The 26460-nt window shown below is 72.1% G+C and carries 21 protein-coding genes; 8 read left to right on the top strand and 13 right to left on the bottom strand.

The window, feature by feature from the left end:
- Nucleotides 1–307 precede the first annotated feature (307 nt).
- Nucleotides 308–1312: a stage II sporulation protein M gene (locus tag ACIRVK_RS33200; RefSeq protein ID WP_404253700.1), complete on the bottom strand. Its 1005-nt coding sequence runs from the start codon at nucleotides 1310–1312 to the stop codon at nucleotides 308–310.
- A 138-nt stretch (nucleotides 1313–1450) separates the two neighbouring features.
- On the opposite strand from ACIRVK_RS33200, the gene ACIRVK_RS33205 reads away from it, so the two are divergent.
- Nucleotides 1451–2368 (top strand): RDD family protein, encoded by a 918-nt coding sequence (locus ACIRVK_RS33205; RefSeq protein WP_404253702.1) that lies wholly within the window; start codon nucleotides 1451–1453, stop codon nucleotides 2366–2368.
- 44 nt (nucleotides 2369–2412) lie between these two features.
- On the opposite strand, the gene ACIRVK_RS33210 is transcribed toward ACIRVK_RS33205, so the two are convergent.
- Together ACIRVK_RS33210 and ahcY are read right to left on the bottom strand one after the other, a co-directional pair.
- Complete coding sequence (locus tag ACIRVK_RS33210) at nucleotides 2413–3027, bottom strand: hypothetical protein (RefSeq protein WP_404253704.1); 615 nt, start codon at nucleotides 3025–3027, stop codon at nucleotides 2413–2415.
- Between the two features lie 145 nt (nucleotides 3028–3172).
- A complete protein-coding gene (ahcY, locus tag ACIRVK_RS33215; RefSeq protein ID WP_404253706.1) occupies nucleotides 3173–4630 on the bottom strand; it encodes an adenosylhomocysteinase in 1458 nt (485 codons plus the stop codon).
- Nucleotides 4631–5100: 470 nt separating this feature from the next.
- On the opposite strand from ahcY, the gene ACIRVK_RS33220 reads away from it, so the two are divergent.
- The gene (locus ACIRVK_RS33220; protein WP_404253708.1) at nucleotides 5101–7155 is read left to right on the top strand and encodes a fructose-specific PTS transporter subunit EIIC; all 2055 of its coding nucleotides are present in this window, start codon (nucleotides 5101–5103) and stop codon (nucleotides 7153–7155) included.
- 63 nt (nucleotides 7156–7218) lie between these two features.
- Here ACIRVK_RS33220 and ACIRVK_RS33225 read toward each other — a convergent pair whose 3' ends face one another.
- The 6 genes from ACIRVK_RS33225 to ACIRVK_RS33250 form a co-directional block, all read right to left on the bottom strand.
- Nucleotides 7219–8199 carry a cation diffusion facilitator family transporter gene (locus ACIRVK_RS33225; protein WP_404253710.1) on the bottom strand — a complete coding sequence of 327 codons (981 nt, stop codon included), beginning with the start codon at nucleotides 8197–8199 and terminating at the stop codon, nucleotides 7219–7221.
- Between the two features lie 121 nt (nucleotides 8200–8320).
- A complete protein-coding gene (gene manA / locus ACIRVK_RS33230) occupies nucleotides 8321–9472 on the bottom strand; it encodes a mannose-6-phosphate isomerase, class I (RefSeq protein ID WP_404253712.1) in 1152 nt (383 codons plus the stop codon).
- A gap of 82 nt (nucleotides 9473–9554) precedes the next feature.
- Nucleotides 9555–10685, bottom strand: a complete 1131-nt coding sequence (locus ACIRVK_RS33235; protein WP_404253714.1) for an SIS domain-containing protein — start codon at nucleotides 10683–10685, stop codon at nucleotides 9555–9557.
- 93 nt (nucleotides 10686–10778) lie between these two features.
- The gene (locus ACIRVK_RS33240; protein WP_007382472.1) at nucleotides 10779–10949 is read right to left on the bottom strand and encodes a Trm112 family protein; all 171 of its coding nucleotides are present in this window, start codon (nucleotides 10947–10949) and stop codon (nucleotides 10779–10781) included.
- Between the two features lie 322 nt (nucleotides 10950–11271).
- On the bottom strand, nucleotides 11272–12636 hold the full coding sequence (locus ACIRVK_RS33245) for a phosphomannomutase/phosphoglucomutase (protein WP_404253716.1): 1365 nt from the start codon (nucleotides 12634–12636) through the stop codon (nucleotides 11272–11274).
- 165 nt (nucleotides 12637–12801) lie between these two features.
- Nucleotides 12802–13176, bottom strand: a complete 375-nt coding sequence (locus tag ACIRVK_RS33250; protein ID WP_212672821.1) for a DUF3499 domain-containing protein — start codon at nucleotides 13174–13176, stop codon at nucleotides 12802–12804.
- Nucleotides 13177–13518: 342 nt separating this feature from the next.
- Here ACIRVK_RS33250 and ACIRVK_RS33255 point away from each other — a divergent pair, with 342 nt between their 5' ends.
- Nucleotides 13519–13968 carry a metallopeptidase family protein gene (locus ACIRVK_RS33255; protein ID WP_404253817.1) on the top strand — a complete coding sequence of 150 codons (450 nt, stop codon included), beginning with the start codon at nucleotides 13519–13521 and terminating at the stop codon, nucleotides 13966–13968.
- 18 nt (nucleotides 13969–13986) lie between these two features.
- Here ACIRVK_RS33255 and ACIRVK_RS33260 read toward each other — a convergent pair whose 3' ends face one another.
- From ACIRVK_RS33260 to ACIRVK_RS33270, 3 genes are all read right to left on the bottom strand, one after another.
- Complete coding sequence (locus tag ACIRVK_RS33260) at nucleotides 13987–15528, bottom strand: DUF5719 family protein (protein WP_404253718.1); 1542 nt, start codon at nucleotides 15526–15528, stop codon at nucleotides 13987–13989.
- Entirely contained in the window at nucleotides 15525–19172 is a 3648-nt protein-coding gene (locus tag ACIRVK_RS33265) for a glycosyltransferase (protein ID WP_404253720.1), read from the bottom strand. The genes ACIRVK_RS33260 and ACIRVK_RS33265 overlap by 4 nt, the downstream gene beginning before the upstream one ends.
- Nucleotides 19173–19345: 173 nt before the next feature.
- Nucleotides 19346–19609: a WhiB family transcriptional regulator gene (locus tag ACIRVK_RS33270; RefSeq protein WP_003975777.1), complete on the bottom strand. Its 264-nt coding sequence runs from the start codon at nucleotides 19607–19609 to the stop codon at nucleotides 19346–19348.
- 702 nt (nucleotides 19610–20311) lie between these two features.
- Here ACIRVK_RS33270 and ACIRVK_RS33275 point away from each other — a divergent pair.
- The 4 genes from ACIRVK_RS33275 to ACIRVK_RS33290 all read left to right on the top strand — a co-directional run bounded on the left by ACIRVK_RS33275 (nucleotide 20312) and on the right by ACIRVK_RS33290 (nucleotide 24202).
- A complete protein-coding gene (locus tag ACIRVK_RS33275) occupies nucleotides 20312–20812 on the top strand; it encodes a cysteine dioxygenase (RefSeq protein ID WP_404253722.1) in 501 nt (166 codons plus the stop codon).
- Between the two features lie 33 nt (nucleotides 20813–20845).
- Entirely contained in the window at nucleotides 20846–21805 is a 960-nt protein-coding gene (cofD, locus tag ACIRVK_RS33280; RefSeq protein WP_404253724.1) for a 2-phospho-L-lactate transferase, read from the top strand.
- Nucleotides 21802–23124 carry a coenzyme F420-0:L-glutamate ligase gene (locus ACIRVK_RS33285; RefSeq protein WP_404253726.1) on the top strand — a complete coding sequence of 441 codons (1323 nt, stop codon included), beginning with the start codon at nucleotides 21802–21804 and terminating at the stop codon, nucleotides 23122–23124. Before cofD ends, ACIRVK_RS33285 begins: the two co-directional genes overlap by 4 nt.
- 67 nt (nucleotides 23125–23191) lie before the next feature.
- Complete coding sequence (locus ACIRVK_RS33290; protein WP_404253728.1) at nucleotides 23192–24202, top strand: DNA-3-methyladenine glycosylase family protein; 1011 nt, start codon at nucleotides 23192–23194, stop codon at nucleotides 24200–24202.
- Between the two features lie 218 nt (nucleotides 24203–24420).
- Here ACIRVK_RS33290 and ACIRVK_RS33295 read toward each other — a convergent pair whose 3' ends face one another.
- Nucleotides 24421–25503, bottom strand: a complete 1083-nt coding sequence (locus tag ACIRVK_RS33295) for a sugar phosphate nucleotidyltransferase (RefSeq protein WP_404253730.1) — start codon at nucleotides 25501–25503, stop codon at nucleotides 24421–24423.
- A gap of 170 nt (nucleotides 25504–25673) precedes the next feature.
- Between ACIRVK_RS33295 and ACIRVK_RS33300 the strand changes: the two genes are divergently transcribed.
- Entirely contained in the window at nucleotides 25674–26429 is a 756-nt protein-coding gene (locus tag ACIRVK_RS33300) for a TIGR03089 family protein (protein WP_404253732.1), read from the top strand.
- The last annotated feature ends 31 nt before the right edge of the window (nucleotides 26430–26460 follow it).

The raw sequence follows: 26460 nt of genomic DNA on the forward strand, positions 1-26460 counted from the left end.
TCAGATCCTTTTCCGATCCGATTTCCTCGGCGCTTTCCAGGTTCCCGCTTTTTCTCGCGGTTTCCTTTCCGGCGGTTCCGACTTTATCAGAAGTTTCGAGCCGGTCAGACCGGCTGCTGATTTCCGATTCATCGGGAGGTGGCTTCTTCGGAATCGACGTTCCGTGAAGCAGACAGACACTCACCGTCGCCTACCGGGATCTACCCGGCTCCAGGCAACTGTTCGAATCTACCTCCCCGCCTTGTCCGTGTCAACGGCTCTTGCGGGGCGAAGGAGACACTAACAGCTCAGTGGGCGTGTCCGCACATCAGGCCGCCGTCGGCACCGTGGCGCTGCGTTCCGCGGCCTCCACATCGCCGGTCTCACCCGCACGTGCCGCTCGACCGCCCAGGACGAAGACGTACGTGAGGAAGGCGAGTTCGGCGAGGATTCCGACGCCGATGCGGGCCCACGTGGGCAGGCCCGAGGGGGTGACGAAACCTTCGATGGCCCCGGAGACGAAGAGGACCAGGGCGAGGCCGATCGCCATGCCGACGGCGGCACGGCCTTCTTCGGCGAGGGCCGTGCGCCGGGAGCGTGGCCCGGGGTCGATGACGGTCCAGCCGAGACGCAGTCCCGTGCCGGCGGCCACGAAGACCGCGGTCAGTTCGAGCAGGCCGTGCGGGAGGATCAGGCCGAGGAAGGTGTCGAGGCGTCCGGCCGAGGACATGAGGCCCAGGCCGACCCCGAGGTTGAGCATGTTCTGGAAGAGGATCCAGAGGACGGGCAGGCCGAGGAAGACACCGAGGATGAGGCACTGCGCGGCCGCCCAGGCGTTGTTCGTCCATACCTGGGCGGCGAAGGAGGCCGCGGGGTGGCTGGAGTAGTACGTCTCGTACTCGCCCCCTGGGCGGGTGAGTTCGCGCAGTTGGCTGGGAGCCGCTATGGAGGCCTGCACCTCCGGGTGGGTGCCTATCCACCAGCCCAGGATGATGCCGACGACGATGGACAGCAGGGCCGTGGGCACCCACCAGCGTCGCGATCGGTATACGGCTGCCGGGAAACCGTGCGCAAGGAAGCGCGTGACATCTCTCCACGAAGCGCGTCGGGTGCCGGTGACCGCACTACGCGCGCGTGCCACGAGTTGGCTGAGTCGTCCGGTCAGCTGCGGATCCGGAGCGCTGGACTGGATCAAGGAGAGGTGAGTGGCCGTGCGCTGGTAGAGCGAGACCAATTCGTCGGCCTCGGCGCCGGTGAGCCGACGCCGCCCGAGCAGTGCGTCGAGGCGGTCCCACTCGGCCCGGTGAGTGCTGACGAAGACGTCGAGGTCCATCGGTCTGCCTGCTCCTCGGCTGTTCGTCGGGTGTTCGGCGGCGCGTCCTGGCTGTCAGCTTGTCGTACTGCGGCGCGATGCGCCCTCAGCTTGGCAGACTGGCCGTTGTGACGGCAGGCCAGGGGAAGGGCGACGGGCGTGAGTGAGCTGGTGACGGGCGAGGCGGTGGCGCTGGAGTTGCGCCCCGCGAGGCTGCCCAGCAGGGCGCTGGCGGTGTTGCTCGACCTGATCGTGGCCTTTGCGGTCTACGTCGCCCTGTCCATAGCGCTGATCGCGGCCACGTCTTCGTTGGACGACGCGGCGCAGATCGCTGTGTCGATCGCCATGTTCGTGTTGCTGCTGGTCGGTGCGCCGATCGCGGTGGAGACACTGAGCCGTGGACGGTCCCTGGGCAAGCTGGCGTGTGGGCTGCGGGTGGTGCGGGACGACGGCGGTCCGATCCGGTTCCGGCATGCGCTGGTCAGGGGTGGGATCGGCGTGGTCGAGATCCTGATGACGTTCGGCGTCGTCGCCTGCATCGCCTCGCTCGTGTCGGCGCGAGGACGACGGCTCGGGGACGTCTTCGCCGGGACTCTCGTCGTACGGGAGCGAGTGCCCGTTTCTCAGACCGGCTTTCTGCCTCCGCCGCCGCCCTGGCTGGCCGGGCGGTTCTCGGAACTCGATCTGTCGGCGGTTCCCGACGGGTTGTGGCTTGCGGTCCGTCAGTATCTGGCCCGCATGCCGCAGCTGGACCCGGGGGTCGGCTGGGCCATGGCGGAGCGGCTCGCGTCGGATCTGTCGGCTCGTACGGGAACGCCGATTCCTGACGGCGTTCCGCCGGCGGCGTATCTGGCCGCGGTGACCCAGGAGCGGCAGGCCAGGGAAGCTCGGAGGGCCTTCGGGGAACGGACACCCAAGGGTGGGCCGAATACCTATGCCCCGCCCACCGCGTCGTCCTCGGCCCCGGCTCGGCCGACTGCCGATCCCGCCAGGCCCGAGCCGGCCGCCCCTCCGCGGTCCGCACCCCCCGCGGAGCGCCCGGCTGCCGGGAAGACCGGGTTCGTACCGCCCGCCTGACCCCGACCGCCTCGGCCTCCTCCCCCCTCCCTCGCTGTCCGCGCTCAGTCGAACGTGGACGGCGGCGACTCGAGGTCCTCCAGCTCGATTCCGGGTGCCGCGAGCACGACGTCGCCGGCGATGTGCACGGCGTGCTGCTCGCCCGTGTCCAGGGCGGTGACCTGGTATTCGTCCACGGTCAGAGGGCCGTTGTCAGTGGGGTGTGCTTCCCTGTTCACCAAGGTCCAGGACTGGTCCACGGTGCGCGGGGCGAGGACGGGTTCGGTGAGGGCGACGAGGCGTACGCGGGTCGCCGTGGCGGAAGGGGTGAGGCGCAGGAGACGGGTGGTGGCGATGAGGAAGGCCGGGGATCTGCCGGTGAAGGCGTGGGCGCGCGCATTGCCTTCGGTGGCCTGTGTCCCGGTGGGGTCCGTACGGACCCAGGTGATGCCGTCGAGAGCGGCGCCGCGTACCTGCCAGTCCGCGGCGTGGAGCTCGAGGCGGATGGGGCGGCCGAGTTCGTCGAGGGCGAGGTCGACGGAGCCCTGGTGGTCGCCCGACGGAGTGGTCACCCGGGAGACGTAGCGCCAGCCGGAAGGGCCGGGGGCGCAGTGGAAGTGTTCTTCTGCGAGGGGGGTGCGATCGTGCGGATCGTGGAGCGAATAACGGCCGCGGGGCATGGGGGTCCTTTGACGGGTCGTTCCGGCCGCAGCGGCCAAAGGGGCAGGCCCCCGACACGGGGGTGCGGGGGCCTGCCTCGGAGGTAGCGGCTGCTGGTGAGGGCGTCAGCGCACCGACGCGCTCACCGGCACTGCGCCGCGCTGCTCAGTAGCGGTAGTGGTCCGACTTGTACGGGCCCTCGACATTGACGCCGATGTACGCGGCCTGCTCGGGGCGAAGGGTGGTGAGCTTCACGCCGAGCGCGTCCAGGTGCAGCCGGGCGACCTTCTCGTCCAGGTGCTTGGGCAGCGTGTACACGCCGGTCGGGTACTCGTCGGGCTTGGTGAACAGCTCGATCTGGGCCAGGGTCTGGTCCGCGAAGGAGTTGGACATCACGAACGACGGGTGACCGGTGGCGTTGCCCAGGTTCAGCAGACGGCCCTCGGACAGCACGATGATCACCTTGCCGTCCGGGAAGGTCCAGGTGTGGACCTGCGGCTTGACCTCGTCCTTGACGATGCCCGGGATCTTGGCCAGGCCGGCCATGTCGATCTCGTTGTCGAAGTGGCCGATGTTGCCGACGATCGCCTGGTGCTTCATCTTGGCCATGTCCGAGGCCATGATGATGTCCTTGTTGCCGGTCGTGGTGACGAAGATGTCGGCCTTGTCGATGACCTCGTCCAGGGTCGTGACCTGGTAGCCGTCCATCGCCGCCTGCAGCGCGCAGATCGGGTCGATCTCGGTGACGATGACGCGGGCGCCCTGACCGCGCAGGGACTCCGCGCAGCCCTTGCCCACGTCGCCGTAGCCGCACACGACCGCGGTCTTGCCGCCGATGAGGACGTCGGTGGCGCGGTTGATGCCGTCGATCAGGGAGTGGCGGCAGCCGTACTTGTTGTCGAACTTCGACTTGGTGACGGCGTCGTTGACGTTGATCGCCGGGAACAGGAGGACGCCGTCGCGCTGCATCTCGTACAGGCGGTGGACGCCGGTCGTGGTCTCCTCGGTCACGCCGCGGATCTCGGAGGCGAGCTGGGTCCACTTCTGCGAGCCGTCGGTGATGGTGCGGTGCAGGAGTTCCAGGATGACGCGGTGCTCGTCGGACTCGGCGGTGTCCACGGAGGGGACCTTGCCGTCCTTCTCGTACTCGACGCCCTTGTGGACGAGGAGGGTGGCGTCACCGCCGTCGTCGAGGATCATGTTCGGGCCGCCGGTGGGGCTGTCCGGCCAGGTCAGGGCCTGCTCGGTGCACCACCAGTACTCCTCCAGGGTCTCGCCCTTCCAGGCGAAGACCGGGATGCCCTGGGGGTTGTCGGGCGTGCCGTTCGGGCCGACGGCGATGGCGGCGGCCGCGTGGTCCTGGGTGGAGAAGATGTTGCAGGAGGCCCAGCGGACCTGCGCGCCGAGGGCGGCCAGGGTCTCGATGAGGACGGCCGTCTGCACCGTCATGTGCAGGGAACCGGTGATGCGGGCGCCGGCCAGGGGCTGCGCGTCGGCGTATTCCTTGCGGATGGACATCAGGCCGGGCATCTCGTGCTCGGCGAGGGTGATCTCCTTGCGGCCGAACGCGGCCAGGGAGAGGTCGGCGACCTTGAAGTCCTGTCGGTTTTCGACAGTCGTCATTGCGAGCTGCTCCTCGGGGTTGGGTCGAGGTCGGGTACGGCTGGTCTGCGCGGCGGCGGACACAGGAGTGCCCGAAAGAGGACACAGGGATGCCCGCGTACGCGCAGCGCAGTCCGTCGGAGGCCCTCTCTCCCTCGGTCGGTCCGCGGTGGGACCGCCCGACCGCCATCAGCAGCGACGTCTGGCTCGGTTCCAAGCTACACCGGTCGCCCCGGCGGTCCCCAGTCCACCTTCGAACACATCGCGCCGATCGTGTGGCGGGACGGGTGGGATCGGGCGGGGCGGGAAGCAACGACGACAGGACGCCACGAACGGGAGAACAGGAGGCTACAGACCCGGATGAACAGGGACTTTCGCATCTTTGAGCCGGGCGTCGGGTGTTGGCAGGATGCCTGGGTATCGGAAGCCCCGATCGGTCTTGCGGGCGTCCCCAGACGGCGTTCGCGTGACGAAGGTGTTAGGAGATCGACGTGACCAGTCCGGCCGGCCCTCCCCCCACGGGCGACGGCGGCACCGAGGCGAAGCGGCTGAAGCTGCTCGCGGTGACCGCTTGCCCCACCGGCATCGCACACACGTACATGGCCGCGGAGAAGCTCGCGCAGGCCGCCGAGAGCCGTGGCATCGAGATGAAGGTGGAGACGCAAGGCTCCATCGGAGCAGAGAACATCCTCGATGACAACGATGTCAGCACCGCGGACGGTGTCATCGTCGCGGCGGACAAGGATGTGGACCTGAGCCGTTTCGCGGGCAAGCGGGTGCTCAAGGTCGGGGTTGCCGAAGGCATCCACCACCCTGAGCGGCTGATCGAGCAGGTGCGGTCGGCTCCGGTGCACGAGCCCGGTGGCACGGCCTCGACCGCACCGGCCGGCGGTGGCAGGGAACGGAGCATCGGGTACAAGGCGCTGATGAACGGGGTCAGTTACATGATCCCGTTCGTGGTGGTCGGCGGGTTGCTGATCGCGATCTCGCTCTCGCTGGGCGGACACACGGACCCGTCCGGCGGCCTCGTCATCCCGAAGGACTCCTTCTGGATGGACGTGAACAACATCGGCGTCATCGGCTTCACGCTGATGGTGCCGATTCTGTCCGGATACATCGCCTACGCCATCGGTGACCGGCCGGCCCTCGTGCCGGGCATGATCGGTGGCTGGATCGCCAACACCGGGGCGCTCTACGGCTCGAAGGCGGGCGCCGGCTTCATCGGGGCGATCGTGACCGGATTCCTCGCCGGGTACCTGGTGCTGTGGATCAAGAAGCTCGGTGTCCCGAAGTTCATGCAGCCGATCATGCCGATCATCGTCATCCCGATCGTGGCGACCACGGCGCTCGGGCTGTTCTTCATCTACGTCATCGGCAAGCCGATCGCCTGGGTCTTCGAGCACCTGACCAGCTGGTTGAGCGGTATGACCGGCACCAGCGCGGTCCTGCTCGGCGCGATTCTCGGGCTCATGATCGCCTTCGACATGGGCGGTCCGGTCAACAAGACGGCGTTCCTGTTCGGCGCCGGGCTCATCGCGAGTGGCAACCAGACGGTCATGGGCATGTGTGCTGCGGCGATCCCGGTGATGCCGCTCGGCCAGGGGCTCGCCACGCTGCTGCGGAAGCGGCTGTACACCGACCAGGAGCGGGAGACGGGGCTCGCGGCCCTGTTCATGGGCTGCTTCGGGATCTCCGAGGGGGCGATTCCGTTCGCGGCGGCACGACCCGCAGAGGTCATTCCGGCCAACATGCTCGGCGGAGCGGTCGCCGGTGCGGTCGCGGGGCTCGCGGGCGTCAAGGACGCGGTGCCGCACGGCGGGCCGATCGTGGCGGTGCTGGGTGCGGTCAGCGGGGTGCCGATGTTCTTCGTGGCGGTGGTGATCGGCACGGTGGTCACGGCCGCGACGACCGTGACGCTGATCGACATCGGCCGACGGAGGCGGGGCGGCGCGCCCGTGGTGACCGAGGGTGTGGCGGCGGCCGAGCCCGCCCTGGTCGCAGCGGGTGTCGGTGCTCCGTCGGGCACGGGCGCGCGTGCCGTCGTAGCGGCCCGGATCCCGGGTGGAGCTCCGGGAGCCGGTGGTGGGGCCCAGGTGCTCTCCGGGTACCTGACCGAGGAGACCGTCTCGGTGCGGCTCGAGGCGCGGGACAAGGAGGCCGCGATTCGGGAGCTGACCGGGTTGCTCGCACGCAGCGGCAGGGTCGCCGACGTCGACGAGCTGGTGCGGACGGCGTTGCGGCGTGAGGAGCAGGGGACGACCGGGCTCGGCGAGGAGATCGCGGTCCCGCATGCGAAGACGGACGCGGTCACCGCGCCGGTCGTCGGGTTCGCTCGGTCGGACGAGGGGGTCGAGTGGGGCTCGCTGGACGGTACGCGGGCGCGGCTGGTGTTCATGATCGCCGTACCGGAGGCGGCCGCGGGCGACGAGCATCTGCGGATCCTGGCGCTGCTGTCGCGCCGGCTGATGGACACCGGGTTCCGGGAGCGGCTGCTGACGGCCGGGGACGAGCGGGCCGTGCTCGACGTGCTCGGGGAGATCGAGTGAGGTGAAGGCCCGGGTGCGGGCCCTCGGGGAGCGTTCGCCGGGGTCCGCACACGGTGTGCGGTGTCAGTGCCCGGCGGGGTGCGGTGCCGGGCCTCCCGGGGTCGCCTCCTTGTCCGGGCCCTTGGCGGCCTCCGCCTCGCTGTAGATGTCGGGTTCGAGGTAGATCACCCGGGCGATGGGGACCGCGACGCGGATGCGGGCCTCGGCGGCGTTGATGGCGGAGGCGACCTCCGCGGCGGTGTCGTCGTGCTGGACGGCGATCTTGGCGGCGACCAGGAGTTCCTCGGGGCCGAGGTGGAGGGTGCGCATGTGGATGACGCCGGTGACCGTGTCGCCGTCGACGACGGCCGCCTCGATCTTCTTGACCTCCTCCAGACCCGCTGCCTCACCGAGCAGGAGGGACTTCGTCTCGGCGGCGAGGACGAGCGCGATGGAGACGAGCAGGACGCCGATGCAGACCGTGCCGATGCCGTCCCAGACGCCGTCGCCGGTGAGAAGCGCCAGGCCCACGCCGCCGAGCGCGAGCACCAGGCCGATCAGCGCGCCGAAGTCCTCCAGGAGGACGACAGGCAGTTCGGGGGCCTTGGCGCGGCGGATGAACTGCGACCAGGACAGGGTGCCCCGCAGGTCGTTGGACTCCTTGATCGCCGTCTTGAAGGAGAAGCCCTCGGCGAGGATCGCGAAGACGAGGACTCCCACCGGCCAGTACCAGTGCTCCACCGCGTGCGGGTGGCGGATCTTCTCGTAGCCCTCGTAGACGGCGAACATGCCGCCGACGGAGAAGAGCACGATCGAGACCAGGAAGGCGTAGATGTACCGTTCGCGGCCGTAGCCGAAGGGGTGCTGCGGGGTGGCCTCGCGCTGGGCCTTCTTGCCGCCGATCAGCAGCAGGAACTGGTTGCCGGAGTCAGCGAGCGAGTGGACGCCCTCGGCGAGCATCGAGGAGGAGCCGCTGAAGGCGAACGCCACGAACTTCGATGCCGCGATCGCGAGGTTGGCGCCGAGTGCCGCCACGATCGCCCTGGTGCCGCCTGACGCGCTCATGTGTCCGCGTTGTCCCTTCGCCTTCGTCCGTCGGCCCGTGCGGGCCTTTGCCCGTCCTTTGCCGGTGGGTCATTCTTGCAGTCCCACCAGCCGACGCCGCGTCAGGTACCCACACCCCCGGTCATACGATCACAGTGGCACGGAAGACGGTGCCGGCACCCGACACCTCTGCCCGCTCGCCCGCCGGGACGAACACGGACTGCCCGGGGGCCAGTTCGTACTCCCCCGCCCGTACCGAACCGGCCGTGCAGAGCAGGATCTGCGGTGTCTCGCGGGTGAGGTCGTGGGTGGTGCCGCCCGCGGGGAGGACGTACCGGGACAGGCGGAACTCGTCGATGGGGGTGTCGTAGACCTCCTCGCCGTCCGGGGCCGCCTCGGGGCGCAGCACGCCCGGGTCGCTCGCCTCGAAGCGGACGACGCGCAGAAGTTCGGGGACGTCGACGTGTTTGGGGGTCAGCCCGCAGCGCAGGACGTTGTCGGAGTTGGCCATGATCTCGACGCCGAGGCCGCTGAGGTAGGCGTGCGGGATGCCGGCGCCGAGGAACAGGGCCTCGCCGGGCTGCAGGCGGACGTGGTTGAGGAGCATCGCGGCGATGACGCCCGGGTCGCCCGGGTAGTGGTGGGCGATGTCGGCGTACGGGGCGTACTCGCCGCCCACGCGGGCGCAGGCGGCCGCGGCCTCGGTGACCGTGTGGCGCATCTCCTCGGGGTCGGCGGTGAGAATCGCCGTGAGCACTTCGCGCAGGGCGGCGTCCTCGGGACGGGCGTGCAGCAGGTCGACGTAGGGCTTCAGGGAGTCGACGCCGAGGCCGTCCAGCAGGTCGGCGGCCCGCAGCGGGTCACGGAAGCCGCAGAGGCCGTCGAACTCGGTGAGCGCGCAGATGAGTTCGGGCTTGTGGTTGGCGTCCTTGTAGTTGCGGTGCGGGGCGTCGACCGGGATGCCGCGGCGTTCCTCGTCCTCGTAGCCCTCCTTGGCCTGTGCGAGGTCGGGGTGCACCTGGAGGGAGAGGGGGGCGCCGGCCGCGAGGATCTTGAGCAGGAAGGGCAGACGCGGACCGAACCTGGCGACGGTTTCAGGGCCCAGTTCCTTCTCCGGGGCCGCGTCGATCACGTCCACGAGGGCGCCGCGTGCGGTGCGCGAGGGCGCGCCGGGGTGAGCGCCCATCCACATCTCGGCCTGCGGTTCGCCGCTCGGTTCGACGCCGAGGAGGGTGGGGATGGCGGTGGTGGAACCCCAGGCGTAGGGGCGGATGGTGTTGTCGAGGCGGTCCATGCGCATCTCTCTGCCGGTCGATCGGTACGCGCGCGTGCGCGGCACTGTTGTTCAGGTCGCGTGTTTGTCACGGCCGTCAGGATCAGGCTCCGGCGGCGAGCGCCAGGTAAACGGCGGCGAAATCCGTGATGGCGATCAGTTCGGCGAGGGTCTCCAGTTCGTCGCCCTCCTCCGGCTCCAGCTCGCTGATCGGCGTGTCGTGGCCGAGCGCCAGGTCACGGGCGGCCGGGGCGGCGGAGAGTCCGCCGATCGGCCGGTCGCGCAGCAGCACCACGCGCGCGTGCAGCGCGGGGGGCTCCTCGACGCGGTCGCGGAAGAAGTCGTCCGGGTCTGCGCTGGCGGCGAGCGGGCCCGCCAGCAGGGCGCTGTGCGCGGCGAGGGCCTCGGGGAGTTCGGCGACGAGGGCCGGACGGCCGGAGAGTTCGGCGAGCGCGGCGGCGAAGCGGCGGCCGGCGGGGCCCGCCGAGGTGCCCTCGGTCCACACGACCGGCAGCGCGTCGGCGAGTTCGGCCGCGAGCGTCTTGGCCGGGTTGCTGTAGGTCGCGATGGCGGGCCCGCAGCGTTCGGCGACGTGGTCCAGGCGGTCGGCGACCTTCTCCAGTGCGTCCGGCGACGCGGCGAGCAGGCCGGTGCGGTCCAGGAGCGCGAGCAGAGGCGTCAACAGCGCCCACAGGACACCGGGGGCGGAGGCGGCGAGGGGTGGTTCGTCCTGCTCGTACGGGGCGGTCGCCATCGGGACGAAGAAACCGTGGGCGCCGTCCACCGCGTCGCTGAGGGGCGTCCCGGCCGGGGCGACGGCGACGACCGTGCAGCCGCGCCGGTAGGCCGCGTCGGCGAGGAGGGACAGGCCCGGTTCGGTGCCGTCCGGGGTGGCGATCAGGAGCAGGTCCACCGAGCCGGCCCACCCGGGGAGTTCCCAGCGCAGGGCGCCTGCCGCCGGGGCGACGCCGGTGGGGGCGAGGCGGATGACGGGGCTGCCGGGGCCCGCGAGCGTGCCGAGGAGGTCGGCGGCGCAGGTGGCGGCGGCGCCGGGGCCGGCGATGAGGACCGCGCGCGGGCGGCCGTCCGGCTTGAGGTCGTGGACGCCGGCCTCGGCGGCGTGCCGGGCGGCGGTGCGGACGCGGGCGCCCGCCTCGGCGGCGCCGCGCAGCAGGCCGCGGCGGTCTGCCTCCGCGAGGGCGTCGGGGGTGTCGAGTAGCGATTCGTCGAGCATGGGGCGGCAGCCTCCGATCGCCGGGGCCCTCGGGGGGGTGGCGGGGTTGGCGGGTGATGCGTGCGCGTCGCGGGCGGTCGGGCTCGTCCGGCGTTAGGCGGGGCGGCGGGCCTCGTCCACGAGGAGGACGGGGATGCCGTCGCGGACGGGGTAGGCGAGGCCGCAGTCCTGGCCGGTGCAGATCAGCTCGGTGTCCTGCTCCTTGAGGGGGGCGTGGCAGGCCGGGCAGGCGAGGATCTCCAGGAGGCCGGCTTCGAGCGGCATGGGGTGTCCCTTCGGGCGTTTTCGCGTGCGCTTGCTTGTACGGGTGCTTGTGCGGATGTGCCTGGTCAGGGTACCGCCGGTGGGGGTGTGCGCGGGGGTTGCTCGCCCCCGCCGCCCCTTCCCGTCCCGTCCCCAGGGGCTGCCGCCCCTTCGACCCCGCCCCGGGGGCTCCGCCCCCTGGTCCCCCGCCGGGCCTCCGCCCCGGACCCCGGTCGGCCCTTCGGGCCTCGTCCTCAAACGCCGGACGGGCTGGAATATCGCACCCCTCGTCCTCGAACGCCGGACGGGCTGATAGTCCCGACCGGCGTCCGGGCAGGATCCTTCAGGCCCTGATGATCGCCAGTACCTCGTCCCGGATCTTGGTCATCGTCGCCTCGTCCCTCGCCTCCGCGTTCAGGCGCAGGAGGGGTTCGGTGTTGGAGGGGCGGACGTTGAACCACCAGTCGGTGGAGGTGACGGTGAGGCCGTCGAGGTCGTCGAGGGTGACGTCCTCGCGGGGGCCGTAGGTCGAGCGGATCGCGGCCAGGCGGGACTTCTGGTCGGCCACCGTGGAGTTGATCTCGCCGGAGCCGACGTAGCGGTCGTACTCGGCGACGAGGGCGGACAGGGAGCCGTCCTGGCCGCCCAGGGCCGCCAGGACATGCAGGGCGGCCAGCATGCCCGTGTCGGCGTTCCAGAAGTCCTTGAAGTAGTAGTGCGCCGAGTGTTCGCCGCCGAAGATCGCGCCGGAGGAGGCCATCTCGGCCTTGATGAAGGAGTGGCCGACCCGGGTGCGGACCGGGGTGCCGCCGTGCTCCCTCACCACCTCGGGGACCGACCAGGACGTGATCAGGTTGTGGATGACGACGCCCTTGCCGCCATTGCGGGCCAGTTCGCGCGCGGCCACCAGCGCCGTGATCGCGGAGGGGGACACCGGGTCGCCGTGCTCGTCGACGACGAAGCAGCGGTCGGCGTCGCCGTCGAAGGCGATGCCGAGGTCGGCGGACTCCTCGCGGACACGGTGCTGCAGGTCCACGAGGTTGGCGGGGTCCAGAGGGTTCGCCTCGTGGTTGGGGAAGGTGCCGTCGAGTTCGAAGTACATCGGGACGAGGGTCAGGGGCAGGCCCGCGAACACCGTGGGGACGGTGTGTCCGCCCATGCCGTTGCCCGCGTCGACCACGACCTTCAGGGGGCGGATGGAGGTCAGGTCCACGAGGGAGCGGAGGTGGGCCGCGTAGTCGGTCAACGTGTCGCGGTGGGTGATGGTTCCCGTGGTGGAGGCCGGGGCGGGAGCGCCCGAGTCGGTCCATTCCTCGGCCAGTTCGCGGATCTCGGCCAGGCCCGTGTCCTGGCCCACCGGTGCCGCGCCCGCCCGGCACAGCTTGATGCCGTTGTACTGCGCCGGGTTGTGCGAGGCAGTGAACATCGCGCCGGGCAGCCCCAGAGCGCCGGAGGCGTAGTACAGCTGGTCCGTCGAGCACAGCCCGATCTCGGTGACGTCGGCGCCCTGCGCGGCCGCCCCGCGCGCGAAGGCGCGTGACAGGCCCGGCGAGGACGGGCGCATGTCGTGACCGGTCACGATCGCGTCCGCTCCGGTGACGCGGACGAAGGCCGCCCCGAAGAGCTCGGCCAGCGGCTCGTCCCACTGGTCCGGGACCACTCCGCGTACGTCGTACGCCTTGACGATCTGCGACAGATCAGCAGCCACGGCCAACCCTCCTGAAGTCCTATCGGTCGCCCCAAACTACCCGCACGGGGTGGCCGTGCGTTGCCCGCATCCCCAGTGGACCCGCAGCCGTAACCTGAGGTCAGAGCCAGGTGAGAAGGTGCCGTGAAAACATCCGTTCGGGGGGCACGGCGGTGGACGGTCCGGTCAGTTGTCCGGGGAGCGCAGTACCCGTAGGTGGCCGCGGCGCGCCACTTCCATCGGGTCCGCCCTGCGTGCCCCGCCGCCCGCCTCGGCCGCCCGCTCCTGCGGACGGGCCGCCTCGCGCACCGCGTTGGCAAGCGCTTCCAGGTCGTCGCCGCTGGGGCGGGCCGGGGCGGAGCCGTCGAGGAGCCGGACGACCTCCCAGCCGCGCGGGGCGGTGAGGCGCTCGGAGTGCTCGGCGCACAGGTCGTAGCAGTGGGGTTCGGCGTAGGTGGCGAGCGGGCCGAGGACCGCGGTCGAGTCGGCGTAGACGTACGTCAGTGTCGCGACGGCGGGACGGCCGCAAGCGGTGCGCGAACAGCGACGTACAGGGCTCACGACGTTGGACGGTACCGCACTCTTGAGCGGGCCGCGACGACTCTGCCCCAGGTCACCCCACCGTGTCGTGCTGTGAAACGGCCCACACACCCCCTCCGGCACACGCCACTGACCTGCCCGGACGTCCGGTGAGGGGGTGTGGTGCGGTCCTGGTTTCGACCAACACTCGGTACAAACAGCGTCATTTGCCTCGACATCGATGCTCTCGGAGAGATACGGAATCGAGCCCAAGCTTGGCTGGAATGGTCATCCTGTGACATGGCGTTCCGGGCGCCGGACACCGTCCGGCGCGCCGTGTGGGACCGGGCGGCCGGTCCGCGCGGGGACTACGCTTCACCAGTGATGGACAACCCCGTACCGCCCCGTGCCGCCGGCCACGGGCCCCGACGTCGTGACCGCCACGGCCGTGGCATGCGCGGGCCGATCGCACCGCCCCAGGTACCGCTCGCCGCGAGCCGTGCCGACGCGTTCGCGGACCTGGTGCAGGACTCCGTGGAGCGTCTGGAACGGCGCTGGCCGCAGCTCGCCGACATCGATTTCCTCGTCCTCGAGGTCCCGCGCCTGGACGGCCCCGGGCAGAGCTGGAACGACGAGGCGGTCCCTCTGGGCGGCACGATTCCCTCCCGGGAGGGACGACCGGCGCGGGTGGTGGTCTACCGGCGGCCGGTGGAGATCCGTACGAAGGGGCGCGACGAGCGGGCGGCGCTGGTGCACGAGGTCGTGGTAGAGCAGGTCGCCGAGTTGCTGGGGCTGACCCCGGAGACGGTGGATCCGCGGTACGGCGAGGACTGAGCCCCGCCGCACCCGCGGCTACTTCTGCAGCACCGACAGATCCTGGTCCGCCCGCGGTACGGCCACCGTCCCCCGGTCGTCCGGCAGGGTCTGCACCGTGAAGCCCGGGACGCCCCCCTCCGTCGCCGCCAGGGTCCGGGCCGCGTAGACCGGGCCGCCGGACAGGGGTTCCACCGTCAGCGCGTACGTGCCCTTCAGTCCGGCCGGGACCGGGGCGTCGACGTTCTGCGTGGTACCGGCCTTGATCGTGTACGTCCGGGAGGCGGCCGTACCGCCGTCGCTGCCCGCCGACGCGGTGACCTTCACCTGGGCGGTGCCGGTCGGCGCGGTGATCGCCAGGGTGGAGCCCTTGCCGCTGTTGTCGGCGGACGTGGCGCGCGTGCCGACCGGGGCGGTGGCCGGGATGAACGCCGTCTCCTGCTTGGTGCCTTTGCCGCGCACGACCTTGAGCGCTGCGACGACCGGCACGGACTGGCCGGTCGGCGTCAGGAGCAGGGAGCCCGCCTCGCCGCGGGTGACCTCGCCGAGGTCGACGGCGGTGGTCATGCCCGCCTTGACGTGCAGTGTCTCGTTCCCGGCCGGCGTGATCGAACCGGAGGGGGTGGCCAGGCGCACCTTCAGGTCGGCGTCGGCGTCGCCGGGCGTGAAGGCGACCAGGCGCACGTCCGTGGCGTCCTTGGGGATGCCGGGCAGGACGAGGCTGCCCGCAGGGTCCGTCGAGGCGGCGAGCCAGTCGCCGCCGGCCTTGTCGTCCAGCGCCTGCACGGCGGCGCCCACGCGCCCGCTGCGCACGTTCACATGGACGGTCAGGTCGCTCTCCTTCTGGTCGGTCAACGTGGACAGCAGGATCGGCTGGCTGGAGTGCGCCGGGACCGAGATGCCCTCTCCCACCGGGGACTTGACGGCGCCGTCCTTGCCGTACAGCGCGATGTCGACGACGGCGGCCGAGTCGTCCGGGTTGGTCAGGTGCACGTAGTCGGTGCGGTCGGCGGACGTGCTGGCGCCCGGGAACCAGAACTCGGTGTCCGGTGCGGTGCAGTTGACGCCCTGCAGGCCACGCCCGGTGCCGGCGGCGACCACGGTGGTCTCCTGGACCGTCCAGCCGGGCGCGAGCTTCCCCTGGGCGGTGCCGACGAGCGCCGGAGTGTCGGCCCCGGAGGCGTCGCCGGTGACGGGGGTGCCCGGCTCCTTGGGGGTGACGGCGGGCGCACCGGTCGTGCCGGCGGCCTTCTTTCCGGTCTTCTTGCCGCCCGCCTTGCCGCCCGTCTTGCCGTTGCCCGCCGTCCCGCCGGCCGCCGCCTGCACGGTGGCGGCCTGGAGTGCGGCCTGGCCGTCGGCCCCAGTGCCCTTCGTGACGGGGGTGAAGGACGTGTACGACGTCTCGGCGAGGTCGGAGGTGCTCGGGGCCGGGCACAGCAGCGAGGTGCGCTCCACGGGCAGTTCGGCCGCCGCCCTGGCGGTGTGCGCGCCTGAGGCGCCCGGCGCGGACAGCGACGCGAAGCCCGTGATGGCCGCGAGCGCGGCGGTGCCGGCGATCAGGGAGAGGGTGGTGCGGTTCACTGCTGACTCCCGTCGGGGCGCTCAGGGGCGTGCGGGTGCTGGCGCGCCGGGTCGTAGGCGGGGTCGTAACCCTGCTGGTACGACGGGTCGTACGCGGTCTCGTCGTACGTCCCCTGGGTCTGGCCGCCGTAGCCGTACGGGTCGTACTGGCCGTTCTGGTACGGGTCCGCCTGGTAGGTCTGGTCGTAGGTGCCCGCCGGGTACTGCTCGGCGCCCTGGTACTGCTGCTGCTCGCCGTAGTCGCCGTACTGGGCCGGCGCGTAGGTCGCCGGGTCCGGGTTCCACTCGTCGTACGCCTGCTGCTGCGGGATGGCGAGGGGGGTGTCCGCCGCGGGAGGGGGCGGGAACTCCTCGTTCCCGTCCGCCTCCTCGGTCTCGCCCTGGGCGCGCAGGCGGCGGGCGCGGCGGCCCTCGCCGGCGACGGCCTGCGCGGGCACGGACGGCTCCTCGGGGAGGTCGTCGTCCACGTCGCGGCGCCGCCCGGGCAGGGCCAGGACGACGAGGACGACGGCGAGGGCGCCCTGGGCCCATAGCCAGGCGGTGTGGGTGATCGGGTCGTCGTAGGTGACGTCCAGCCGTCCGCCGGTGGAGGGCAGTTGGAAGCCCTGCGCCCAGCCGTCGACGGTGGTGCGGGTGAGCGGCTTGCCGTCCAGGGTGGCCGTCCAGCCCGCGTCGGCGGTGTCGGCGAGGCGCAGGGTCCGGCCGTCGGGGCCGGACGGCACCGTGGTGTGGATCTCGACGGGCCCGGCGGCCACGGGCTGCGGGGCGCCGGAGGCGGCCGTGATGGTGGCGCGCGCGACCTCCTGGTCGACCCGCCACAGCGCGCTGCCGCCCTGCTGGCTCAGCCGGGACAGGCCGGGCGTGGCGTCCAGGACGCGGGTGATCTCTCGGGGGGCGCCCTTGTGGACGAGGACGTAGCGCACGGCGAACTTGCCGAGCTGGTCGGCCTGGTCGGCGCCGGACCCGGCGACCAGGTTGGCGACGACCTTGTCCAACTGGGCGTTCTCGCCGTCGGCCGCGGCGACCTCGCCGTCGCCCATGCGGGCGCCGGAGCCGCGGACCAGGGTGTAGCCCACGCGCGCGGTCGAGTTGCTGTCGAGGACCAGAGTGCGGGCCTGGTCGCGGGTGCCGCTCTCCTCGGCGACGAACGCGGGCACCTGCGTGGGGTCGCGCCGCTCCACCGGGCCGTCGGCGCCGCGGATCATCCAGCCGCCGGCGATCAGCAGCGGGCCCGCGAGGGAGGCGAAGGCGATCAGCGCGGCCACCGGCTGGCGCCAGCCGAAGCTCTGCTCGGCCACCCGCGCGCGGGCGCCGTCGGCGCCGATGGTGGCCGCGCCCAGCAGGGCGATGCCGTAGACGAGGGTCGCCGGCCCCGCCCAGGTCGAGTCGTTGGACAGGACGGCGAAGACGAGGCCCACGAGGGCGACCGCCCAGGCGGTCCGGATTCCCGACTGCCGCTCGGAGCGCAGCAGGGCGGCGAGCGCGGCCAGTACGACGCCGATCAGCATCAGCCCGCTGACCGTGCCCGGGCCGCCCGGGCTCGCGCCCAGCAGGTCGAGCGCGGAGGCGGCCGAGGGGCCGTAGTCCAGGCCGGCCTCCTTGAAGAAGCCGAACGGGAGCAGGGTCAGCGACCAGGGGGCGAGGACCAGCAGGGGTGTGCCGAGCTGGGCCAGGAAGCGCAGGCCGTAGGCGGTGATGTCGGTGCGGCGGACGGCCAGCACAGCGAGGCCGAGGATCAGCGCGATCGGCCACACGATCGGTGTGAACGCCGTGGTGATCGTCAGCAGCAGCGCGTAGGCCCAGGTGGCGCGCCAGCTGCCGCGTGCACCGGAGGGTTTCGTCAGGCCGCCGGCGGCGATGCCCGCGCGGGCGATCAGCGGCAGCAGGACGGCCAGGACGGCGGTGCCGATGCGGCCGCCGGCGAGGGCGCCGGTGGCCGCGGGCAGGAAGGCGTAGACGACGGCCGACCAGGCGCGCAGGAGGCGTGACTCGACCAGCGGGCGGGAGGCGAAGTAGGCGGTGAAGCCCGCCAGCGGCACCGAGCCGACCAGCAGGACCGTGACCGCGAGGCCGGCCGAGCCGAACAGCACGGAGGCGAGCGTCGCCACGATCGCGAGGTAGGGCGGCGCGGACGGGGTACCGCCGGCGCCGACCGGGTGCCAGGACTCGGCGTAGCGCGACCACAGCTCGGCGGAGGAGCCCGGGGCGGGCAGCAGGGCGCCGCCCGAGAGCGCGCCGCCGCCGAGCAGGGCGCGGCAGGCGACCAGGGAGACGAACAGCAGCACCAGGAAGAGCATCGGCCCTGGGGCGCGGGCGATGCGCTTGAGGCGGGCGAACTGCTCGATCTCCAGGAAGTCGGCGTCCTCGCCGCCGGGCCCGGACTCGACCGCGCCGCCGTGCCGTCCGGCGCCGGAGGTCACCTCCGGGTCGGAGCTGCTGAAGAAGCTGCCCGCGGCCTGCTCCACGGTGGCCCGCACGGTCGCGCCCGGCGGCGGGAACAGCGCGCGCAGTTCACCCTTGTCGATCTGCGCCGCCCCGCGCCTGCGCCGGCCGGCGACGATCCGCTCGGGCCGCAGCAGGGTGCCCAGCAGGCCGCGGATCTCGTCCAGGGCCTGTCCGGGGACCTTGCCGACCAGGTAGGCGACGGTCCGCACGAGCGTGCCGAGCACCAGGCGCAGCAGCACCCAGGGCAGCACGGCCGTCCGTGCGTTGACGAGGAGGGTGTAGGCGGCGCCCGCCTTGTCGACCATGTGCGGGGAGGCGGCGCTGCGGCCCACGCAGTCGACGGTGCGGCGCTCGCGCGAGGCCGCCTCGGCGTGCCGTACGACCGCCTCGGGGGCGACGAGGACGCGGTGGCCAGCCGCGGTGGCGCGCCAGCACAGGTCGACGTCGTCGCGCATGAGCGGCAGCCGCTTGTCGAAGCCGTCGAGCTGTTCGAAGACGTCGCGGCGGATCAGCATGCCGGCGGTCGAGACGGACAGCACGGACCGCACGTGGTCGTGCTGGCCCTGGTCCTGTTCGCGGCGGTCCAGGCCGGTCCAGCGGCGGCCGGAGTTGGCGATGGTGACGCCGACCTCGAGGAGCTGGCGCTTGTCGTACCAGCCGCGCAGCTTGGGACCGACGACGGCGACGTCGTCGCGGCCGAGCTCCAGTTCGTTCTCCACGACCCGCAGCAGCTGGGACAGGGCGTCGGGGTCGGGGGCGCAGTCGTCGTGCAGCAGCCACAGCCACTGGACCGGTTCCCCGTGCGGGAGTTCCGGCATGTCGTAGGCCTCGTCGCGCCAGGTGCGGGTGACGGGGTCCCAGCCGCTGGGGCGCTTGAGGTACGGCAGCTCCTCCGGGGTCAGCACGGGGGCGGTCCGGGCCGCCTCCTCGACCGCCTGGCCGAAACCGGTGCGCCGGGCGAGGTGCAGCACGCGGTCGGGGCCGAGTGCGTCGGTGACCAGCTGGGCGGAGTCGTCGGCGCTGCCGGTGTCGGCGGCCACCGCGTACTGGACGGGGCGCTCTTGGCCGAGCAGCCCGGCGAGCGCGTCGGGCAGCCAGCGGGCGCCGTCGTGGGAGACGACCACCGCCGTCACCACGTGACGCGGAAACTCTGGGGCGGCAGCGTCGTGGTGGGCTGCCGTGTGGCTGTGCACGGACATCGAGGTACGGGCCCCGGTTCGATGGACTGCGGTGGACGTCTGCGCCCCGTGGGGGCGGTGAGGCGTCTCGGACGAGCGACCACACTATCGGCTGGGCATGTCGACGGCCCGCCGCCTGTGGATAACCCACCTGCGACGGGCCGTTTCGTCGTGTGAAGGCGCGGGCCGCCGGTTCAGACCGCCGCCTTCTTCAGGCGTCGTCGCTCACGTTCCGACAGGCCGCCCCAGATGCCGAAGCGCTCGTCGTTGGCGAGGGCGTACTCGAGGCACTCGGAGCGGACCTCGCAGGCGAGGCAGACCTTCTTGGCCTCCCGGGTGGAGCCGCCCTTCTCGGGGAAGAAGGACTCGGGGTCGGTCTGGGCGCACAGCGCGCGCTCCTGCCAGCCGAGTTCCTCGTCCGCGTCGTCGACCAGCAGTTGCTGCACCAGCTCGGTCATGTGCGCCCCTCGTCTGTCTTTCGCGTCCCCGTGATGTAGCCGTTACCGATGTCGGCTGAACGACACGAGTGAAATTACAAGTGTGCTGCTCCGGGCGAGTCAAGCCGAGATCTGCTATTGGGCCCCTTATTCACTCTGCGGAACCAAGGCCATGCAGAAAGTGTTCAAATCGGCATAAACCTTGACACGCAGGCGAGGCCCACGAGGGCCTCCAGCCCGTGCAGAGCCTTGTACGGGGAAGGACGCCCGGTTGTTCGATCTCGTTCCACGCGCATCCCGAAGCAAGCCGGATCACAGTCGGATCACGGGATCACAACGAGGCTTGTGCGCCCGGTAGGCGCCATGTGTCCCGGCCGACGCCGGGACAAACCTTTCGCCTCGGACATCGACCGGATGAGGTGAAACCTGTCCCACATCCCGGGCGTCGAGTTGACAGTGGAGGTGTGAACCGATGTCCTTGTGGGCATGCTCGCGCACTTGGCACTCACCTCGACCGGCTCCGCCGCGTCCCACGGTGCTGCCCACGCTCGCTGTAGCTGTTGTTGCTGTTCCGGCTGTTGAGCTGCACTGCGCTCCACACTGCTCCAGCCGTAGCCGAGTCCGCGCGACTCGGCTTCCGTGTTTCTCGTTCCCCGAGTCACCGCGACACCGCGTCACCCCGTTCCCTCTGACCTTCTTTCACTGAGGAACCACCGCACCCCTATGAACAGCGACAACGACCTCCAGATCGCCGGCGACATCCTCGAGGTGCAGCACCTGCTGCAGCCGCCGCGCGAGCACCCCGTGACCGTGGCCGAGTTCGTGGGCCTGGCCCGTTCCATCGCCGCGGACCGCTCCCAGTGGCAGCACCTCGTCCAGTACGACGCGACGACGCGCTGGTACCACCGGCTGCGCACCGGGCCCGGCTACGAGGTGTGGCTGCTGTCCTGGGTGCCGGGCCAGGGCAGCGGGCTGCACGACCACGGCCGCTCCAGCGGGGTGCTGACCGTCCTGGAGGGCACGCTGACCGAGCGGACCGAACGGGGCACGCGCGCGTTGGCCGCCGGGACGCAGCGGGTGTTCGCGCCGGGGTACGTGCACGAGGTCGCCAACGACGCCCTGGAGCCGGCGGTCAGCCTGCACGTCTACTTCCCGGGCCTGACCGAGATGCCGATGCACGACAACGGCAGCGTGGCCTGCGCGGCGCGTCCGGTGACTGCCTGACGCGTTGTCGTACCCGCCTGCCAGACTTGCCCCATGCGCATTGTGGTTCTGGCAGGCGGCATCGGTGGTGCCCGGTTCCTGCGCGGTCTGAAGCGGGCCGTGCCGGACGCGGACGTCACCGTCATCGGCAACACCGGCGACGACATCCACCTCTTCGGTCTGAAGGTCTGCCCGGACCTCGACACGGTGATGTACACGCTCGGCGGCGGCATCAACGAGGAGCAGGGCTGGGGGCGGGCCGACGAGACCTTCCACCTCAAGGAGGAACTCGCGGCGTACGGTGTCGGGCCGGAGTGGTTCGGGCTCGGCGACCGGGACTTCGCCACGCACATCGTGCGGACGCAGATGATCGGCGCCGGATATCCGCTCAGCGCGGTGACGGAGGCCCTGTGCGACCGGTGGAAGCCGGGCGTACGGCTGATCCCCATGACCGACGACCGGGTCGAGACGCATGTGGCGGTCGACGTCGACGGCGAGCGCAAGGCGGTGCACTTCCAGGAGTACTGGGTACGGCTGCGGGCCTCGGTGCCGGCCGAGGCGGTGGTGCCCGTGGGCGCGGAGCAGGCGAAGCCGGCGCCCGGCGTCCTGGAGGCGATCGCCGAGGCGGACGTCGTCCTGTTCCCGCCGTCGAACCCGGTGGTGTCCATCGGCACGATCCTCGCGGTTCCGGGCATCCGCGAGGCGATCGCGGAGGCCGGGGTGCCGGTGGTGGGACTGTCCCCCATCGTCGGGGACGCGCCCGTGCGGGGCATGGCCGACAAGGTGCTGGCGGCGGTGGGCGTGGAGTCCACGGCCGCGGCGGTCGCCGAACACTACGGGCCGGGGCTGCTGGACGGCTGGCTCGTCGACACCGTGGACGCGGGCGTCGTGGAGCGCGTCGAGGCCGCCGGGATCCGGTGCCGGGCCGTACCGCTGATGATGTCCGACCTCGAGGCGACCGCGCGGATGGCGCGGGAGGCGCTGGCGCTGGCCGAGGAGGTGCGGGGGGCGTGAGCGACACGACTGCCGGCGGGTACGCCGACGGGTACCGGGTCTGGGCCGTCCCCGGGTTGCCGGAGGTGCAGCCCGGCGACGACGTCGCCAAGGTGATCGCCGCCGCCGAGCCCGGGCTGCGGGACGGGGACGTCCTGCTGGTCACCTCGAAGATCGTGTCCAAGGCGGAGGGGCGGATCGTCGCGGCCCTCGACCGGGAGGCAGCGATCGACGCGGAGACCGTGCGGGTCGTGGCCCGGCGCGGGCCGCTGCGGATCGTGGAGAACCGGCAGGGGCTCGTCATGGCGGCGGCCGGTGTCGACGCCTCCAACACCCCCGCCGGGACCGTGCTGTTGCTGCCCGAGGACCCGGACGCCTCGGCCCGCGCGATCCGGGAGGGGCTGCGCGACGCCCTCGGCGTCGATGTGGGTGTCGTGGTGACCGACACGTTCGGGCGGCCCTGGCGCTCGGGGCTCACGGACGTCGCGATCGGTGCCGCCGGGGTGCGCGTCCTGGACGATCTGCGCGGGGGCACGGACACGCACGGCAATCCGCTCTCCGCGACCGTCGTGGCGACAGCGGACGAGCTCGCCGCCGCCGGTGACCTGGTCAAGGGCAAGGCCGCCGGACGGCCCGTCGCCGTGCTGCGCGGCCTCGCGCACGTGGTGGCCGACGAGCACGGGGAGGGCGCCCGGGCCATGGTGCGCGGGGCGCGCGACGACATGTTCCGGCTGGGGACCTCCGAGGCGGTACGGGAGGCGGTGGCCCAGCGCCGTACCGTACGTGCGTTCACGGACGAGCCCGTCGACCCCGCGGCGGTGCGCCGGGCGGTGGCGCTGGCGGTCACCGCGCCGGCGCCGCATCACACGACGCCGTGGCGGTTCGTGCTGCTGGAGTCCGAGGAGTCGAGGGTCCGGCTGCTGGACGCCATGCGGGAGGCGTGGATCGCGGACCTGCGGCGGGACGGCAAGAGCGAGGAGTCGATCGCCAAGCGGGTGCGCCGCGGGGACGTGCTGCGGGGCGCGCCGTACCTGGTGGTGCCGTGCCTGGTGATGGACGGGTCGCACACCTACGGGGACGCGCGGCGGGACGGGGCCGAGCGGGAGATGTTCGTGGTCGCCGCGGGAGCCGGGGTGCAGAACTTCCTGGTCGGGCTGGCCGGGGAGCGGCTGGGGTCGGCCTGGGTGTCGTCGACGATGTTCTGCCGGGACGTGGTGCGGGAGGTGCTGGGGTTGCCGCAGGACTGGGATCCGATGGGGGCGGTGGCCGTGGGGCATCCGGCTCAGGAGCCGCGGGCTCGCGGGGAGCGGGACGTGCAGACCTTCGTGGAGGTGCGGTGAGGTCGCGGCCCTACGCCCTAGTCTCTTAGGACATACGGGCTCATCACCGAGATCCAGGAACTCAGCCGTGGCAGGACGATTCGCTCCCCGGCCCACTCGTACGACGGTGCGGGGTGGGCAGGTCGGGGCGTCCGCGGGGATACCCCGGCAGGCGTCCGCGCCCGCGCGGGTGCGGACCGTCGTGCCCGCCGGGCCGTTGGAACTCGGGCTGGTGCTGGGCGTGTTGCGCCGTGGGCCCGCGGACCCCACCTTCCGTGCGATGCCAGACGGGTCGGTGTGGCGGGCGAGCCTGACGCCGACCGGGCCCGGCACCCTGCGGGTCTCCGTGAGCGCCGGCGCGGGCGCGGTGCGGGGAGAGGCCTGGGGACCGGGGGCCGAGTGGCTGCTGGAGCAGTTGCCGGAACTGTTGGGGGGCGCGGACGAACCGGAGGCGTTCGTGCCGCGGCACCGGGTGGTGGCGACGGCGTGGCATCGGCGGCCGGGGTTGCGGTTGACGCGGACCAAGCTGGTGCTGGAGTCGCTGATTCCGTCCGTGCTGGAGCAGAAGGTCACCACCGATGAGGCGTACCGGGCCTGGCGGTCGCTGGTGCGGAAGTTCGGGGAGCCGGCGCCCGGTCCCGCGGCCGGCGGGAGGTTGTGGGTGATGCCGGGGCCTCGGACGTGGGCGCTGATTCCCTCGTGGGAGTGGCACCGGGCCGGGGTCGACAACAAGCGGGCGTCGACGATCCTGCGCGCTGTCCGGGTGGCGGGGCGGCTGGAGGAGGCCGTGGGGATGTCGCCGGAGAAGGCCCAGGCGCGGCTGGAGGTGGTGCCGGGGATCGGGCCGTGGACGTCGGCGGAGGTCGTGCAGCGCAGTCATGGGGCAGCGGATGCGGTGACCGTGGGGGATCTGCATCTGCCGGGGATCGTGGGGTGGGCGCTCGCGGGGGACCGGGACGCGGATGACTCCGTGATGCTGTCGTTGCTGGAGCCGTATGCCGGGCAGCGGCATCGGGCGGCTCGGTTGATTCTGCTGAGTGGGAGGTCGCCGGGGCGGCGGGCTCCACGGATGCCTCGCGGGGACATCGGGGGGCTGTGAGCGGGGTCTCGCCCCCGCCGCCCCTACCCGTCCCGTCCCCGGGGGCTGCCGCCCCTTCGGCCCCGCCCAGAGGGCCCCGCCCCCTGGACCCCCGATCGGCCCCGAAAGGGCCTCGTCCTCAAACTCCCCCAGAGGGGGACCCCCAGACGGGCTGGATATACGGACCGGCGTCCAGATGTGCCGGACGGGCTGGATTGCCCGACCCGGCGTTTCACCCTCTACTGGTCCGACGAGAAGCGCACCGCGCCCGCTGGGATTCGGGCGTCGCACCACACGCGGATGCCGTCGCGCAGTTCGTTGTCGGGGCCGATCACCGCGCGGTCGCCGATGACCGTGCCGGTGAGGATCGAGCGTTCGCCGACGCGGGCGCGGGTGCCGATGAGGGAGTCGGTGATGACGGCGCCGGGTTCGATGACGGCGCCGGGGAGGATGGTCGAGCCGAAGACCCGGGCGCCCTCCGCGACGAGGGCGCCCTCGCCCACCACGGTGCCGCCGGTCAGCTTCGCGTCCGGGGCGACCCTGGCCGTGGGCAGGACCAGACGGTCGCCGCAGCGGCCCGGGACCGCCGGTGACGGAGCCCGGCCCAGGACCAGGTCCGCCGAGCCGCGGACGAAGGCGGCCGGCGTTCCGAGGTCCAGCCAGTACGTGGAGTCGACCAGCCCCTGGAGGTGGGCGCCGGCCGAGAGCAGGTCGGGGAACGTCTCCCGTTCCACCGAGACCGGGCGGCCCTGCGGGATCGTGTCGATGACCGAGCGGCGGAAGACGTACGCCCCGGCGTTGATCTGGTCGGTGACGATCTCCTCGGGGGTCTGAGGCTTCTCCAGGAACGCCAGTACCCTGCCCGTCTCGTCCGTGGGGACCAGGCCGTAGGCGCGGGGGTCGGTCACCTTGGTGAGGTGGAGCGTGACGTCGGCGCCGGTCGTCTCGTGGGTGTCCACCAGGGCCCTGATGTCCAGGCCCGTCAGGATGTCGCCGTTGAAGACCAGGACCGGGTCGTCGGGGCCCGAGTGGAGGCGCGCGGCCACGTTGCGGATGGCTCCGCCGGTGCCGAGCGGCTCGTCCTCCGTCACGTACTCGAGGTGCAGGCCGAGCGACGAGCCGTCGCCGAAGTACGGTTCGAACACCTCGGCCAGATAGGACGTGGCCAGCACGATGTGTTCGACGCCCGCCGCTCTCGCGCGCGCCAGCTGGTGTGTGAGGAAGGGGACCCCGGCCGCCCGGACCATGGGCTTCGGCGTATGCACCGTGAGGGGCCGCAGGCGTGTGCCCTTGCCGCCGACCAGGAGGATCGCTTCTGTCACCTGTCGTCTCTGCTTCCTGCCGGGACCGGCCGAAATGTCTGCGTCGGCCGGCCAGTGTACGCAGAACGTCGTGCCGGGTTTCCCAACCCCCTGCCGCCCCTGGTGGCGGGCCGCGCTCGAGCCGATCGTGCCGGTCTCGCAGTGGAGCCGGCGCCAGTACGCTTGCGCGGGTGAATGCCAGTGATCGCGCCCCCGCCGACCTGCTGTCTTCCGCGCTCGCCGCGGATCCCGGACGTCCCCTGGTGACGTTCTACGACGACGCCACCGGCGAGCGGGTCGAACTGTCCGTCGCCACCTTCGCCAATTGGGTGGCCAAGACCGCGAACCTCCTTCAGGGCGACCTGGGTGCCGCGCCCGGGGACCGGGTGGCCCTGTTGCTGCCGTCGCACTGGCAGACGGCCGTGTGGCTGCTGGCGTGCGCGTCGGTCGGGGTCGTCGCGGACGTGGACGGGAACGCGGCGGCGGCCGACGTGGTGGTGAGCGGGCCGGACGCGCTTCAGGCGGCGCGGGCCTGCCGCGGGGAGCGGGTCGCCCTCGCGCTGCGGCCGCTGGGCGGACGTTTTCCACAGGTCCCGGACGGGTTCATGGACTACGCCGTGGAAGTGCCGAGCCAGGGTGACCGGTTCGTGGCGTTCGCACCGGTGGATCCCGCGGAGCCCGCGCTGATCGTGGCCGGGCGGGAGTTCAGCGGCGCGGAGGTCGTGGAGCGGGCGCGGGAGGAGGCGACGGCGCTGGGGCTCACCGGGCCCGGGGCGCGCATCCTGTCGGGGCTGCCGTACGACACCTGGGAAGGGCTGCACGCCGGGTTGTACGGGCCGCTGGCCGTCGGGGGGTCGGTGGTGCTGTGCCGGCATCTGGCGGAGCTGGGGGAGGAACGGCTCGCCCAGCGGATCGAGAGCGAGCGGGTGAGCGTGGTGCGCCGCTGAGGCGGGGCCGCACGGTCACCCGAACGGGTCA

Source organism: Streptomyces sp. NPDC101152, assembly GCF_044768275.1.
Lineage (GTDB): Bacteria > Actinomycetota > Actinomycetes > Streptomycetales > Streptomycetaceae > Streptomyces.

Bases quoted from the DNA above. Each gene is read 5' to 3' on its own strand.
- ahcY (WP_404253706.1), bottom strand. From the start codon at position 4,630: ATGACGACTGTCGAAAACCGACAGGACTTCAAGGTCGCCGACCTCTCC.
- ACIRVK_RS33265 (WP_404253720.1), bottom strand. From the start codon at position 19,172: ATGTCCGTGCACAGCCACACGGCAGCCCACCACGACGCTGCCGCCCCA.
- ACIRVK_RS33270 (WP_003975777.1), bottom strand. From the start codon at position 19,609: ATGACCGAGCTGGTGCAGCAACTGCTGGTCGACGACGCGGACGAGGAA.
- manA (WP_404253712.1), bottom strand. From the start codon at position 9,472: ATGGACCGCCTCGACAACACCATCCGCCCCTACGCCTGGGGTTCCACC.
- ACIRVK_RS33275 (WP_404253722.1), top strand. From the start codon at position 20,312: ATGAACAGCGACAACGACCTCCAGATCGCCGGCGACATCCTCGAGGTG.
- ACIRVK_RS33255 (WP_404253817.1), top strand. From the start codon at position 13,519: ATGGACAACCCCGTACCGCCCCGTGCCGCCGGCCACGGGCCCCGACGT.
- ACIRVK_RS33210 (WP_404253704.1), bottom strand. From the start codon at position 3,027: ATGCCCCGCGGCCGTTATTCGCTCCACGATCCGCACGATCGCACCCCC.
- ACIRVK_RS33225 (WP_404253710.1), bottom strand. From the start codon at position 8,199: ATGAGCGCGTCAGGCGGCACCAGGGCGATCGTGGCGGCACTCGGCGCC.
- ACIRVK_RS33235 (WP_404253714.1), bottom strand. From the start codon at position 10,685: ATGCTCGACGAATCGCTACTCGACACCCCCGACGCCCTCGCGGAGGCA.
- cofD (WP_404253724.1), top strand. From the start codon at position 20,846: ATGCGCATTGTGGTTCTGGCAGGCGGCATCGGTGGTGCCCGGTTCCTG.
- ACIRVK_RS33240 (WP_007382472.1), bottom strand. From the start codon at position 10,949: ATGCCGCTCGAAGCCGGCCTCCTGGAGATCCTCGCCTGCCCGGCCTGC.
- ACIRVK_RS33200 (WP_404253700.1), bottom strand. From the start codon at position 1,312: ATGGACCTCGACGTCTTCGTCAGCACTCACCGGGCCGAGTGGGACCGC.